Here is a 13,286-nt window from a genome sequence, read left to right as displayed (position 1 = left end):
CCGCTCGTGACGGCGGAGGCGCGGATCACCGTGCCTTCGCTGCCACCTGACGGTCGACGTTCGCCGGTGACAGCACCTCGCGCGCGACCATGATCGCCGCTCCGAGGACCGCGGCGCGGTCGCCGGCCTGGGACTGCACGATGGCGAGATGCTGTGTCGCGAGCGGGATCGAGCGGCGATACACGACCTCGCGGACACCGGCCAACAGGTGCTCTCCCGCCCGCGCGATGCTGCCGCCCAGCACGATGATCGACGGGTTCAGCAGGTTGACGACCGTGGCGAGCACCTCGCCCACGTCTCGCCCCGCCTGCCGGGTCGCCTCGATCGCCGCGGCGTTGCCTGCGCGCACGAGGTCGACCACGTCCGATGCGCTGTGGGCTTCGAGTCCCTGTGCACGCAGCGCGACCGCGAGCGCCGAGCCGCTCGCGAGCGCTTCGAGGTCGCGCTCGTCGCCCGGTTCGCGGGCCGATCCGGCCCCGTCGGCACCTGCACGTGGCCCATGTCTCCCGCAGAGCCCTGTGCGCCGCGCTGCAGCTGACCACCGGCGATGATCCCGGCGCCGATGCCGGTGGACACCTTGACGAAGATCAGGTCATCGACATCGGGCCACGTTGTGGCCTGCTCTCCGAGAGCGAGGATGTTGACGTCGTTGTCGACGAGCACGGGCACGTCGAACACCTTCTGCACGTACGCCGGAACGTCGAACCGGTCCCACCCCGGCATGATCGGCGGGTTGGTCGGTCGGCCGGTCGAGTGCTCGACGGGGCCGGGGACGCCGATGCCCACACCGAACAGCGGGAGCTCGTCCGCCGCGATGTGGAGGAGCTCGGCGGCGTCGGCGAGGAGTGTGTCGAGAAGGCTCTCCGGTCCGTCGCCGATGTCGATCGTGCGGGTGCGGGCGTCGAGGATCACCCCGGCGAGGTCGGCGACCGCGACCGTGGCATGGGTCGCGCCGAGGTCGACGGCGAGCACGAGGCCGGCGCGCGGATTGAAGGCGACCCTGGCGGGCGGGCGACCTCCCGTGGACACCGCCTCGCCGGCGGGGCGGAGGAGGCCGACCGCGAGAAGCGCGTCGACGCGGAGCGCGACCGTGGAGCGTGCGAGACCGGTGAGAGCCGCGAGCTCGGCCTTGGTGCGTGCGCGGCCGTCGCGAAGGATCTGGAAGATCTCTCCGCTGCCGGAGGAGATCGCCGGCGCCGGCCTCGGAACGTCAACCATTGCGTCAGTAAACCACAGCACTTCGGCGTCTCGTCGATTGACTTCGGATTCGGAGCCGACAACTTTTGACGAGGGGCTAGCAAAAGTCGAAAGGTCTGTGTCAGAATCGGCGGCATGACAACGGATGTCACTGACACCGGTCTCGGGACGATCCGAGCCGGCATCCTCGGCGGAGGATTCATGGCGCGGGTGCATCGCACCGCGGCCCGCGACGCCGGCGGCGAGCTGCGCGCGGTCGCCACCCGTTCCGCATCGGGAGGACGCGAGGCCGCCGAAGCGCTCGGCGCCGACCGTGCGGAGAACGACGCGGCCGCGCTGCTCGAAGCCGCGGACATCGACGTCGTGCACATCTGCACCCCGAACATCACGCACGCCGACCTCGCCCTGCGCGCGCTGTCGGCGGGCAAGCATGTGATCTGCGAGAAGCCGCTCGCGACGACGGCCCCCGACGCCAGGATCCTCGCGGACGCGGCCGTGGCCCAGGGGCGTGTCGCAGCCGTGCCGTTCATCTACCGCTATCACCCGATGGTGCGTGAGGCCCGCGCACGCATCGCCCGCGGCGAGATCGGCGAGCTCCTCACCCTCGACTGCGCGTACCTGCAGGACTGGATGCTCCTCGAGAGCGACGACGACTGGCGGGTGCGGTCCGACGCAGCCGGCGCCTCACGGGCGTTCGCCGACATCGGATCGCACCTGTGCGACCTCATCGAGTTCGTGATCGGCGAGCGGATCCAGGCGCTGAGCGCGCGCACCCGCCGGGTCTACTCCGAGCGTTCCGGACGTGCCGTGGACACCGAGGACATCGTGGCCGTGCTGGTGGAGACCGTGTCGGGCGCCCTGGGTACGCTGCTCATCTCGCAGATGGCCGCAGGACGCAAGAATGCGCTCACGCTCGAGCTGCACGGCTCGCGGCAGAGTCTGCGGTTCGAGCAGGAACGACCGGAGGAGCTCTGGATCGGCATGCGCGAGGAATCCCGGCTACTGCTGCGCGACCCCGCGACCGCCGATCCCGACTCCGCCCGACTCCAGCGTGTGCCCTCCGGACATGCGATGGGCTACCAGGACGCCTTCAACGGGTTCGTCGGCGACGTGTACGCGGCCATCTCCGGGGCGCACCCCGATGGCCTGCCGACCTTCGCGGACGGCTACCGTTCCGCGGTGCTGACGGAGGCCGTGCTCGCTTCGGCGGCGGACGGCGGACGATGGGTGGAGGTGACGTCATGACGGCGACCACGACGACGCAGCCGGTGCTCGCCGTCGCCGGCATCCGCAAGTCGTTCTTCGGCGTCGAGGTGCTCCACGGCGTCGACTTCGACGTGCACCCCGGCGAGGTGCACGGACTGGTCGGGGAGAACGGCGCGGGCAAGTCGACCCTCATGAAGATCATCGCCGGCGTGCAGCCCGCGGACGAGGGAGTGATCTCGTATCGCGGGGAAGAGGTCCATCACGCGCACCCGCGGCAGGCGATGGACGCCGGCATCGTCACGGTCTTCCAGGAGTTCACCCTCCTGCCGGAGCGCACGGTCGCCCAGAACGTCTATCTCGGCCGTGAACCGCGCCGCCGCGGCTTCGTCGACCAGCGTGCGATGAACACCAGGACCGCGGAACTGCTGGACGACCTCGGCGTCTCGTTCATCGAGCCGCAGGCGCGCGTGGGTTCGCTCACGGTGGCAGAGCAGCAGATCGTCGAGATCGTCAAGGCGCTCTCGTTCGACGCGCGGGTCATCTCGATGGACGAGCCGACCGCCGCGCTCAGCGACCGCGAGGTCGAGCTGCTGTACGCGATCATCCGGCGGCTGACGTCTCGCGGCGTTGCCGTGATCTACGTGTCGCACCGGTTGAAGGAGATCTTCGACCTGTGCGACCGCATCACGATCCTCAAGGACGGCGCGCTCGTGTCGACCGACGACACCAGGGCCCTCACCACGGACGAGCTGGTCCGGCGCATGGTCGGCCGGTCGATCCAGTCGTACTTCCCCGATGCGGTCGGGGGACGACGGTCGGAGCGCCGCGGCTCGAGCTCGAAGGCTGCGGCAACGCCTACGTGGACGACGTGACCCTCGCGCTGCGTGCCGGGGAGATCGTCGGCATCGCGGGGTTGCAGGGCTCCGGTCGCACCGAACTGGTCGAGGGGATCTTCGGCATCCAGGCTTTCACCCGCGGGACGATGCGGATCGACGGGGCACCCGCGCGCATCACGAGCGCCCGCGCGGCCGTGCGGGCAGGACTCGCCCTGGTCTCGGAAGACCGCAAGGCCCAGGGACTCGCACTCGGGCAATCCGTGATGGACAACGCCCTCCTGGTCGTCCGCAGCGTGTTCGCGCGCCGGACCGCCGCATCGCGTCGCGAGGTGCCAGGCGTCCTGAGCTCCCTCGAGGTCAGCTCCCGCGGAGTCGACCAGGAGGTGCGGTTCCTCTCCGGTGGCAATCAACAGAAGGTCGTGCTCGCCAAATGGCTCCTCACCCAGCCGCAGATCGTGCTCTTCGACGAGCCGACGCGCGGCATCGACGTCGGTGCGAAGTACGCGGTCTACCAGCTCATGCGTGACCTGGCCGCGCAGGGCAAGGCCGTGCTGATGGTGTCGAGCGAGCTGCCGGAGGTCATCGGCATGAGCGACCGCATCCTCGTGATGCACGACGGCGAACTCGTCGCCGAGCTCCCCGCGGGGTCGGCTGAGCACGAGATCCTGGGCGCCGCGACGGGCGCCGCGGACACCGGCACGGCAGCGGACGGAGGTGCACGATGAAGCGGCTGAAGATCGACTCGACGGTCATCGTCCTCGGCATCCTCCTCCTCGTGACCATCGTCGGCGCGATCCTCGTCGCGACGGTGGGACGCAACTTCCTGAGTCCAGGCAACATCCGCGACATCCTCACCGGCATGAGCGTGCTCGGACTCGTGGCGATCGGGCAGACGCTCGTGGTCCTCGGCGCATCGCTCGATCTCTCGGTGACCTACGTGATCAGTCTGTCGAGCCTGCTCGCGGCGACCATCATGAACGGCAACGCGGACAACATCCCTGTCGCCGTCGTCGTCACGCTGCTCGTCTGCGCCGGAGTCGGCCTGTTGAACGGCCTCATCGTCACGGTGCTCAAGGTGAACGGCTTCATCGCCACTCTGGGCGTCGGACTCATCCTGCAGGGGATCCTCAACACGAACTTCGAGGGATCGGCGGGCGACGTCCCCTGGGCGTTCCAGCTCATCGGGGCCACCGGCGTGGGTCCGGTACCCGTGTCGACGCTCATCATGATCGTGCTCGCCGTCGTCGTCTGGCTCCTGCTGAACCGCACGCGCACCGGTGCTCACCTGTACGCGGTGGGCGGCGACCCCGAGATCGCGCGGCTGTCGGGCGTCCGCACGCGCATGCCGCTGATCTGGGCGCACGTGCTGTGCTCGGTGTTCGCGGGACTCGCCGGACTCCTCCTCGCCAGCCGGCTCGGGGTCGGCAGCCCGACCGTCGGACAGCAGGGCGGCTACGCGCTGCTCTCGATCGCGGCGGTCGTGCTCGGCGGCACGCTCCTGCTGGGCGGCCGCGGCTCCATCTGGGGCACGATCGGCGGCGTCGCGATCCTCGCCGTCGTCGACAACGTGATGAGCGTCATGCAGGTCAACCCGTTCCTCAAGGACGTCGTTCGCGGCGTGGTGATCGTGGCGGCCGTCGCCGTGTACAGCCGTCGCTCGATCGCCCGGCGTCGACCGCGCTTCGGCGCCGGTGGCACGCGCACCGGTGGCGACGATGCGGCGAAGGCCGCCGATGCCGACATGGCGGACGCCGCGTCGCAACTCGCCGACCCAGGGACCAGCGTCGGCGCGGTCGACGGCGTCGCGCCTGATACCGCTCCCGCGGCGGAAGGAGGGCGCTCATGAACGCGCTGCGCACACTCGTGAGCCCCCGTGGGGCGGTCTTCCTGCTCCTGGTGATCCTGCTCGTCGCCGTCACGATCCTCAACCCGAGCTTCGCGGAGCCCGGCCAGTTCATGCGCTTCATCCAGCGCGTCGCGCCCATCGCGATCGTCGCCATCGGGCAGTACTTCGTGATCATCGCCGGCGAGTTCGATCTCTCGCAGGGATCGCTCATCACGGCGCAGGTCATCGTCGCCGGCAACCTGGTGGGCCAGGACGACGCCCGCACGATTCCCGTGCTGCTCCTGATGGTCGTGTTCGGCGTCGCCGTCGGCCTCGTGAACGGCATCATCACGACACTGCTCAAGGTGCCGTCGTTCATTGTCACGCTCGGCATGATGCTCGCCCTCCTCGGCGGCGTCATGTGGTGGACCGGCGGTGCGGCCACCGGAAACCCGGCAGACAGCTTCCGCGAGATCGGGCGAGGGGGTATCCGTGAGGTGCCGCTGCTCGACTTCATCCCCTGGGCCGTCCTGATCCTGATCGCGTGGCTCGCGCTCGGGATCTGGATCACCAAGCGCCCCCTGGGCAAGACCCTCATGGCGGTGGGCGACAACGCGAGCGCCGTCGACTACGCCGGTGCACGTCGCGCCTGGGTCACCACCCGCGCGTTCATCATCTCGTCGCTGTCGGCCTCACTGTCGGCCGTGCTCCTGGTCGGCTACGCCGGCGTGCACCCCTCGGTCGGTCGCGGCTACGAGTTCACGGCGATCACCGCGGTGGTCCTCGGCGGCGTCGTGCTCGGCGGGGGCCGGGGCTGGATCGTCGGCGCGGTCGCCGGCGCCTTCGCCCTCGAAGCCGTCTTCATGCTGCTGAACATCGCCGGTGTCCCGTCCACGCTCCGCGATGCGGTGCAGGGCGTCATCATCATCGCCGCCGTCGCGTACTCCGCCGTCGCCTTCCGGGCACGGCGGAAGCGCGGCCCGCAGACCCCAGAGCCCATTGCCGCAGAAACCGACAGCACCGACAGCACTGACAGATCCGACAGCACCAACAGATCCGACAGCACCAACAGATCCGACAGATCCACCAGCACCATCCACACAGAAACCAGAGGAGATTAGCAATGCGACGATCAATGAAGATCGCCACCGCGGGGGTGGCTCTCTTCGGCCTCATCGCGCTCGCCGGGTGCACGACCGACCCGTCCGTGGCGCCGGCCGAGTCCGAGAACCCCGACGAGACGGCGGAGACGACCGAGTGGTTCGACCAGGAGCTCTTCGACAAGCAGGACGAGGAACGCGGCGTCGACCCGCAGGGACCGGCTGATGAGCCCTACCTGCAGCACATCAACGCCGAGATGGTCGACACCTCGGAGTTCGCCAGCGAGGGGGCGAAGAAAGCCTGCTTCGCGAACGCCTCGATCTCCAACCCGTGGCGTCAGACGGGCTGGATCACGATGAACGAGCAGTTGAAGGCGCTGCAGGAGGCCGGGGCGATCAGCGAGATGGAGACGCGCGACGCGCAGGACTCCGACGACACGCAGATCGCCGACATCGACTACTTCATCTCCGATGGCGACTGCGATGTCTTCCTCATCTCGCCGAACAGCACGGCGGCCATGACCCCGGCCGTCGACAGGGCGTGCGAGACCGGCAAGCCCGTCATCGTGTTCGACCGCGGCGTCAACACCGACTGCCCTGTCACGTTCATCCACCCGATCGGCGGATTCGCCTGGGGCATCGACACCGCCGAGTTCCTGATCGACAACCTCGAAGAGGGCGACAAGGTCGTGGCGCTCCGCATCCTCCCGGGTGTGGACGTGCTCGAGCACCGCTGGGCCGGCGCGAAGAAGCTGTTCGACGAAGCCGGCATCGACGCCGTGGATCACTTCACGGGCGCCGACCCTGCCGAGATCAAGAGCATCATCAGCGACGAGCTCGCCAAGGGCGACGTCGACGGCATCTGGATGGACGCGGGCGATGGCGCGGTGGCCGCCATCGAGGCGTTCGAGGACGCGGGAGCGGACTACCCCGTGATGACCGGTGAGGACGAGATGAGCTTCCTCCGCAAGTGGAAGGACACGGGGCTCACCGGACTCGCCCCCGTGTACTCGAACTTCCAGTGGCGCACGCCGCTTCTCGCAGCGCAGATGGTCTTCGCCGGCACCGAGGTGCCCAAGGAGTGGGTGCTGCCGCAGAAGCCGATCACGGAACCGGAGCTCGACGACTACCTGGCCGCGAACGAGGGCATGCCGGACGGCCACTACGCGAAGTTCGGCGGGGAGAACCTCCCCGGCTACCCGACCGTGTGGCAGGAACGGCAGATCCCGTAACCCCGATGCTCCCGCCCTTCCGTTCCGCACGCGCGGAGTGGGAGGGTGGGAGCGTCTTCACGATCAAAGGACGATGATGCCCCGCACGATCGCCGTCAACACCTGGGTGTGGACGTCTCCGCTCACGGATGCGACGCTCGAGCCGCTCGCCCGCACGGCCAGGGATCTCGGCTACGACGCGCTGGAGCTGCCACTGGAGAGCATCGGCGACTGGGACGCCGCGCGTGCCCGTGACGTGCTCGACCGACTGGGCCTCGGCGCGATCGTGGTCGGCGCCATGGGGCCCGGGCGCTCGCTTATCGGACGCGTGGGCGATGTCACGGCGACGCAGGAGTATCTGCGTGCCTGTCTCCGCACGGCCGAGGTGCTGGGTGCCACGACGGTCGCCGGTCCCTTCTACAGCCCCACCGGCGTCACCTGGCGGATGGACCGGGAGGAACGGGCCGCGGTCGTCGGAGAGCTGCGCGAGAACCTGGCAGCGCTCGCCGATGACGCGGCGGCCGTGGGGGTGACCCTGGCCGTGGAGCCCCTGAACCGCTACGAGACGAGTGTGCTCAACACGGTCGCGCAGAGCCTCGACGCCCTCGAGCCGTTGCTGGGCGCCGGTGTCGGACTCGCCCTCGACACCTACCACCTCAACATCGAGGAGAAGAGGCCGGCCGATGCGATCCGCGCCGCGGGGTCGGCGATCGCCCACGTGCAGGTGTGCGGCAGCGATCGCGGGGCCGTCGGCGACGACCACACCGACTGGCCCGAGATGCTCCGCGCGCTGGACGACGCCGACTATCACGGCCCGCTCGGCCTGGAGAGCTTCACGGGAGACAACGCCACGATCGCGGTCGCGGCCTCGGTCTGGCGCCCGCTCGCGGCGAGTCAGGACGAGCTCGCGGCCCGGAGCATCGCGGCCCTCCGAGCCCTCGGGGCCTGACCACCGCACCACCCCGCACGAGTCCGAGACGAAGGAGTCCCCATGACGAGCCATCCGGTCACGCTGTTCACCGGTCAATGGGCGGATCTGCCCTTCGAGGAGGTCGCTCGCCTCGCCGCCGCGTGGGGCTACGACGGGCTGGAGGTCGCCGCATCCGGTGATCACCTCGATCTGCGGCGTGCCGACGAAGACGAGAGGTACCTCGCCTCGAGGAAGGAGATCCTCGATCGGCACGGTCTGAAGATCTTCGCGATCTCGAACCATCTCGCCGGTCAGGCCGTGTGCGATGCGCCGATCGACTTCCGCCACCGGGCCATCCTGCGCGAGTACGTGTGGGGCGACGGCGAGGCGGAGGGCGTGCGGCAGCGGGCAGCGGAGGACATGAAGCGTGCGGCGCGCGTCGCCCGCAAGCTCGATATCGACACCGTCGTCGGGTTCACCGGCTCCTCGATCTGGCCGTACCTGGCGATGTTCCCGCCCGTCCCCTCGTCGGTGATCGAGGGCGGGTTCGAGGACTTCGCGCACCGGTGGAACCCGATCCTCGATGTCTTCGATGCCGAGGGGGTGCGGTTCGCGCACGAGGTGCATCCGGGCGAGATCGCCTACGACTACTGGTCGAGCGTGCGCGCCCTCGATGCGATCGATCACCGTGAGGCGTTCGGGTTCAACTGGGATCCCTCGCACATGATGTGGCAGAACATCGACCCCGTCGGCTTCATCGTCGACTTCGCGGACCGGATCTACCACGTGGACTGCAAGGACACCCGGATGCGGCCGCACAACGGACGGGCGGGCGTGCTCGGCTCGCATCTGCCGTGGGGCGACCCTCGCCGCGGCTGGGACTTCGTCTCGACCGGCCACGGCGACGTCCCGTGGGAGGACGCGTTCCGCGCGCTCGACGCGATCGGCTACGACGGCCCGATCTCGATCGAGTGGGAGGACGCCGGGATGGACCGGCTGCACGGCGCCCCGGAAGCGCTGCAGCACGTGCGCTCGCTGCTGTGGGCGAAACCCGAGGCATCCTTCGATGCCGCTTTCAGCAATCAGTGACCACCGGACCAGGAGCCCGCATGATCCAGCACACCGTCGTCTTCCGCCTGCGCCACCCCGCGGGGTCTGCCGAGGAGGCGGAGTTCCTGGCGACCGGGCACGCAGTCCTCACCGCGATTCCGGGGGTCGAGGAGTTCACGATCCGACGCCAGGTGAGCGCGAAGAGCGACCTGACCCACCAGTTCTCCATGCGCTTCGCCGACCAGGAGGCCTACGATGCGTACGACGCGCACCCCGCGCACCGGGCGTTCGTCTCCGAACGGTGGGTGCCCGAGGTCATCGCGTTCCAGGAGTACGACTTCGTCGAGTGAGACCGCGCCGCGGTACGGGATCGGTCGTCAGGCTGCGGGCTCGCGCAGGCGGACGAGCCGCTCGTGCCCCGTCTCCTCGAGCTCGGCGATGTCGTCACGCGACTTGAGGAAGTCGGAGAACGAGCGATAGCCGAGCGCCTTCTCGCTGAACGACGGATCCATGCGGCGCATGTGCGTCTTCACGGCCGAACTGTGCAGCCACTCGTCGGCATCGGCCTTGTCGTGGCCGAGACGCAGCGCACGCTCCAGCAGCTGCGTCGCGACCTCCTGGTCGTCGACCTTGTCCTCGACCCTGGGCTCCTCCGTCTTCGCGGCAGGCCTGGACTTCGCACGCTTCGGGGCGGTCTTGGGCTTCGTCGCGGCCTCGGCGATCGGTGCTGCGGGTTCGACCGGGGTGCGGCGACGGGGGCGGCGACCACCTTGGTGGGGCGGACGACGCCCGGCAGCGAGTCGTAGGACTCGAACTCATCGCACGCGGCGGCGAGGGACTTGGCGGTCGAGCCGGACACGCCGACGCCGATCACGTACCGACCGAGCCGTTTGCACCGCTGGGCGAGGGGGACGTAGTCGCTGTCGCCCGCCACGATCACGACGTGGGTGAGATCGGGAAGGCGGAACATGTCTTCCACCGCGTCGACGGCGAGTCGGATGTCGGCGCCGTTCTTCGCATACGCGGCGGCGGGGAAGAGCTGGACGAGGTCCACCGCGCGCGCCACGAGCTGCGACCGGTATTCGGCGTTCACGGGCGACGACCAGTCGGCGTAGGCGCGGGTCAGCACCAGCGTGCCGAAGGATGCGGCGTAGTCGATGATCGCGCCGACCTCGATCATCGCGCGGCTCAACCGGTCCGTGACCTCGGGGTCGTTCGGGTTCTCGGTGATCCGCTGACGGTCCTTGCCGTAGGCGTTGCGGCCGTGCACGCGGTCGTACCAGGAGATGACGATGTTGTCGAAGTCGAGGTAGACGGCCACGCGGGCGTCGGTGGTCTCCGCCATGATCAGGCCTCCTCTCGGGGATAGCGGACGCCGATCTGCGCCCTGATCTCATCGAGCGTGCCCATGATCGCCACGCTCTCGGCGATGGGCAGGATGTCGCCCTCGAGGATGCCGTCGCGGACCAGACGCTCCGCCGCGAGCGCCTGATACTGCATACCTCGGCCCTCGACGTCTGACACGTATTCCTCCTGGACCGTGCCGTCGGGGAGCACCACGCGGAATGTGGTCGGGGCGTACCAGACGCGGTCGATGTCGATGCGCGCGGTCGTGCCCATGATGCCGGCGGCGTTGGGTCCGGACGCCCGTGACGACGAGAGGCTCGTCGAGATCGCGCCGCCCTCGTGGACCATGACCGTGGCGACCTCGGAGTCGGCGCCTGTCTCGATGAGTCGGCCGACGGCGCGGATCTCGGTCGGGGCGCCGAGGATGTCCCAGATGAACGAGAGCGGGTAGATGCCGAGGTCGAGCAGCGCGCCGCCTCCCAGCTCCAGGGCGTTGAGCCGGTGCGTCGGGTCGGTGGGGAGCAGCTGCGTGTGATCGGCGCTGACCGCGCGGATCTCGCCGAGAGCACCGGCGGCGATGAGCTCGCGGATGCGGACCATGTGCGGCAGGTACCGCGTCCACATCGCCTCCATGACGAGCAGACCGCGCTCTGCGGCGAGCGCCTGCAGGTCGGCGGCCTCTGCACGGTTCAGCGTGAAGGCCTTCTCGACGAGCACGTGCTTGCCGTGTTCGAGTGCGAGCCGTGCGTTCTCGTGATGCATCGGGTGCGGGGTGGAGACGTAGATGATGTCGACATCGGGATCGGACACGAGCGCTTCGTACGAGGGGTGCGCGTGCGCGATGTCGAAGCGTGCGGCGAAGGCGTCCGCCGACTCCTGGGAGCGTGACCCGACGGCGACGAGGTCGAGCCCCGCCGTGCGCAGATCGGACGCGAACGCACCGGCGATACCGCCGGTCGCAAGGATTCCCCACCGAAGACCAGTCATGCTCTCAGCGTAGGGGGTGTGCCGGGTGTGTCGGTCTGTTACATCCCATGACGCCCGGCTTCGGCGGCATGGCAGCGTCGTCGCGCGCGCTCCTACCGTGTCGGGCATGACCGATCCCCTCATCATCGGTGCGATGGTGCGCACCCTCGGCGCGTACCCCTCCGGCTGGCGGCACCCCGGTGCGCATCGCGACCCTGCCGCCGACGCCGCCATCCTCCGGCACATCGCGCGAGAGGGGAGGGTGCGGGGCTCGACTATCTCTTCTTCGGCGACTGGCTGGCGACGGGGCCCGACCTGGAGTTCCGCGACCCTTATCTCCTCGCCCGCATCGACCCGGTCAGCGCCGTGCTCTTCCTCGCGGGCGTCACCTCGCGGATCGGGCTGATCGCGACCGTGAACACGACCTACGCCGACCCCTACACGACGGCTCGTTCGCTGGCCTCGCTCGACGTGCTGACGCAGGGCCGCGCTGGCGTCAACCTCGTCACGGGAGCCGAGCCGCGCGCCGCGGGCAACCATGGCAGGGACGCGCATGCCGATAACGAGGCGCGTTACGGTCGCGCCGAGGAGTTCGTGGAGGCGTTGCGACGGCTGTGGGACTCGTGGGCCGAGGACGCCTGGGTCGCCGATGCCGATCGAGGGGTGCTGATCGATCCGGAAGGACTCCGCTCCGCCGACCTTCGCGGAGAGCACCTGCGGGTGTCCGGGCCCCTCAACGTCGCCCGACCACCGCAGGGTCGCATCCCGATCGTGCACGCGGGGACGTCGCCGCGGTCGCGCGCGCTCGCGGCGACCGCGGCCGACCTGGCACTCATCGCCGCGCCGACCATCGCCGAGGCGATCGCGACGCGTCGCACGTTGCGTGACATCGCCGTGGAGGCCGGCCGGTCACCGGATGCGCTCAAGGTGATCGCACCGGTCCTGCCCGTGGTCGCCGACACGGATACCGCCGCACATCGCATCGTGGAGCGTCTTCTGGCGCTCGTCCCGCTCGCGGAGGGCCATCAGAGTGCACGGACGGCCTTCCTCAGAACCGCACGGTGGACGCGCTCGCCGACGCCCTCGAGGTGCCGGCCGACGACCCGTTGCGCACCGCCGCTTTCGACCGGCCGGTGACGCGTGCGGAGGAGGCCCGGCTGGGGGAGCGCGGCGCCGCGCTGATCGAGCGTGTCGCCCGCATCGCGGGACTGCGCATCACCGAGGGAGCCATCGCGGGTGCGGGCATCGTGGGTGCGGGCTCGGCCGGCGAGGCGCTCACGTGGCGACACCTCGTGGCGGCGCACGCCGTGCCCGCCGCGTTCGTGGTCGGCGATGCCGGCACGATCGCCGACCACTTCGAACGCTGGCGCGACGACGAGGCCGCCGACGGCTTCAATGTGCTGTCGGCGTTCCAGCCCTCGCAGTTCGAGGCGTTCACGCGCACGGCCGCTCCGGAGCTGCGTCGTCGCGGACTCCTGCGCGATGAGGGGGACGCGGCGGAGAAGCCGCCAGCGACCCTGCGTGACCGGCTGCGCGTGTCCTCCTATGTCGACGCGTGACGAGAGGTTTCGTCTTGCGACCCGCGGAGTCGTCGGCCTCGCGCCGTCGCATCCCCGCTTCCTACCGTGATCACCATCC

At 69.6% G+C, this 13,286-nt stretch carries 12 protein-coding genes and 2 pseudogenes; 11 read left to right on the top strand and 3 right to left on the bottom strand.

Annotated features, from left to right (window positions below; translation table 11 throughout):
• Positions 1-25 precede the first annotated feature (25 nt).
• Positions 26-1,218 (bottom strand): annotated as a pseudogene (locus tag G4G29_RS13940) (ROK family protein).
• Between the two features lie 114 nt (positions 1,219-1,332).
• On the opposite strand from G4G29_RS13940, the gene G4G29_RS13935 reads away from it, so the two are divergent.
• The 9 genes from G4G29_RS13935 (at position 1,333) to G4G29_RS13900 (ending at position 9,685) form a co-directional block, all read left to right on the top strand.
• Positions 1,333-2,442, top strand: coding sequence for a Gfo/Idh/MocA family oxidoreductase (locus G4G29_RS13935; protein WP_183150527.1), 1,110 nt, complete (start codon positions 1,333-1,335; stop codon positions 2,440-2,442).
• Positions 2,439-3,275, top strand: coding sequence for an ATP-binding cassette domain-containing protein (locus tag G4G29_RS24135; protein ID WP_309491583.1), 837 nt, complete (start codon positions 2,439-2,441; stop codon positions 3,273-3,275). Before G4G29_RS13935 ends, G4G29_RS24135 begins: the two co-directional genes overlap by 4 nt.
• Positions 3,263-3,964 carry an ATP-binding cassette domain-containing protein gene (locus tag G4G29_RS24130; protein WP_309491582.1) on the top strand — a complete coding sequence of 234 codons (702 nt, stop codon included), beginning with the start codon at positions 3,263-3,265 and terminating at the stop codon, positions 3,962-3,964. The genes G4G29_RS24135 and G4G29_RS24130 overlap by 13 nt, the downstream gene beginning before the upstream one ends.
• On the top strand, positions 3,961-5,085 hold the full coding sequence (locus G4G29_RS13925; RefSeq protein WP_183150526.1) for an ABC transporter permease: 1,125 nt from the start codon (positions 3,961-3,963) through the stop codon (positions 5,083-5,085). Before G4G29_RS24130 ends, G4G29_RS13925 begins: the two co-directional genes overlap by 4 nt.
• Positions 5,082-6,185 (top strand): ABC transporter permease, encoded by a 1,104-nt coding sequence (locus G4G29_RS13920; RefSeq protein WP_244632041.1) that lies wholly within the window; start codon positions 5,082-5,084, stop codon positions 6,183-6,185. Before G4G29_RS13925 ends, G4G29_RS13920 begins: the two co-directional genes overlap by 4 nt.
• 2 nt (positions 6,186-6,187) lie before the next feature.
• On the top strand, positions 6,188-7,396 hold the full coding sequence (locus G4G29_RS13915) for a substrate-binding domain-containing protein (protein WP_183150525.1): 1,209 nt from the start codon (positions 6,188-6,190) through the stop codon (positions 7,394-7,396).
• 76 nt (positions 7,397-7,472) lie between these two features.
• Positions 7,473-8,324 carry a sugar phosphate isomerase/epimerase gene (locus G4G29_RS13910; RefSeq protein ID WP_183150524.1) on the top strand — a complete coding sequence of 284 codons (852 nt, stop codon included), beginning with the start codon at positions 7,473-7,475 and terminating at the stop codon, positions 8,322-8,324.
• A 42-nt stretch (positions 8,325-8,366) separates the two neighbouring features.
• Positions 8,367-9,374 carry a sugar phosphate isomerase/epimerase family protein gene (locus G4G29_RS13905; protein WP_183150523.1) on the top strand — a complete coding sequence of 336 codons (1,008 nt, stop codon included), beginning with the start codon at positions 8,367-8,369 and terminating at the stop codon, positions 9,372-9,374.
• A 20-nt stretch (positions 9,375-9,394) separates the two neighbouring features.
• On the top strand, positions 9,395-9,685 hold the full coding sequence (locus G4G29_RS13900) for a Dabb family protein (RefSeq protein ID WP_183150522.1): 291 nt from the start codon (positions 9,395-9,397) through the stop codon (positions 9,683-9,685).
• Between the two features lie 27 nt (positions 9,686-9,712).
• Here G4G29_RS13900 and G4G29_RS13895 read toward each other — a convergent pair.
• Positions 9,713-10,680, bottom strand: a pseudogene (locus tag G4G29_RS13895) (NYN domain-containing protein).
• A 2-nt stretch (positions 10,681-10,682) separates the two neighbouring features.
• Entirely contained in the window at positions 10,683-11,669 is a 987-nt protein-coding gene (locus G4G29_RS13890; RefSeq protein WP_183150521.1) for a Gfo/Idh/MocA family oxidoreductase, read from the bottom strand.
• Positions 11,670-11,834: 165 nt separating this feature from the next.
• On the opposite strand from G4G29_RS13890, the gene G4G29_RS22355 reads away from it, so the two are divergent.
• Together G4G29_RS22355 and G4G29_RS22350 are read left to right on the top strand one after the other, a co-directional pair.
• Positions 11,835-12,785, top strand: coding sequence for an LLM class flavin-dependent oxidoreductase (locus tag G4G29_RS22355; RefSeq protein WP_345941183.1), 951 nt, complete (start codon positions 11,835-11,837; stop codon positions 12,783-12,785).
• Entirely contained in the window at positions 12,710-13,207 is a 498-nt protein-coding gene (locus G4G29_RS22350; RefSeq protein WP_244632040.1) for a hypothetical protein, read from the top strand. Before G4G29_RS22355 ends, G4G29_RS22350 begins: the two co-directional genes overlap by 76 nt.
• The last annotated feature ends 79 nt before the right edge of the window (positions 13,208-13,286 follow it).

Source organism: Microbacterium sp. Se63.02b (assembly GCF_014171575.1).
In the GTDB taxonomy this organism is placed as follows: Bacteria; Actinomycetota; Actinomycetes; order Actinomycetales; family Microbacteriaceae; genus Microbacterium.
This window is presented reverse-complemented; position numbering and strand designations above follow the sequence as displayed.

Bases quoted from the DNA above. Each gene is read 5' to 3' on its own strand.
- G4G29_RS13935 (WP_183150527.1), top strand. From the start codon at position 1,333: ATGACAACGGATGTCACTGACACCGGTCTCGGGACGATCCGAGCCGGC.
- G4G29_RS13910 (WP_183150524.1), top strand. From the start codon at position 7,473: ATGCCCCGCACGATCGCCGTCAACACCTGGGTGTGGACGTCTCCGCTC.
- G4G29_RS13915 (WP_183150525.1), top strand. From the start codon at position 6,188: ATGCGACGATCAATGAAGATCGCCACCGCGGGGGTGGCTCTCTTCGGC.
- G4G29_RS13925 (WP_183150526.1), top strand. From the start codon at position 3,961: ATGAAGCGGCTGAAGATCGACTCGACGGTCATCGTCCTCGGCATCCTC.
- G4G29_RS13920 (WP_244632041.1), top strand. From the start codon at position 5,082: ATGAACGCGCTGCGCACACTCGTGAGCCCCCGTGGGGCGGTCTTCCTG.
- G4G29_RS13890 (WP_183150521.1), bottom strand. From the start codon at position 11,669: ATGACTGGTCTTCGGTGGGGAATCCTTGCGACCGGCGGTATCGCCGGT.
- G4G29_RS24135 (WP_309491583.1), top strand. From the start codon at position 2,439: ATGACGGCGACCACGACGACGCAGCCGGTGCTCGCCGTCGCCGGCATC.
- G4G29_RS13900 (WP_183150522.1), top strand. From the start codon at position 9,395: ATGATCCAGCACACCGTCGTCTTCCGCCTGCGCCACCCCGCGGGGTCT.
- G4G29_RS13905 (WP_183150523.1), top strand. From the start codon at position 8,367: ATGACGAGCCATCCGGTCACGCTGTTCACCGGTCAATGGGCGGATCTG.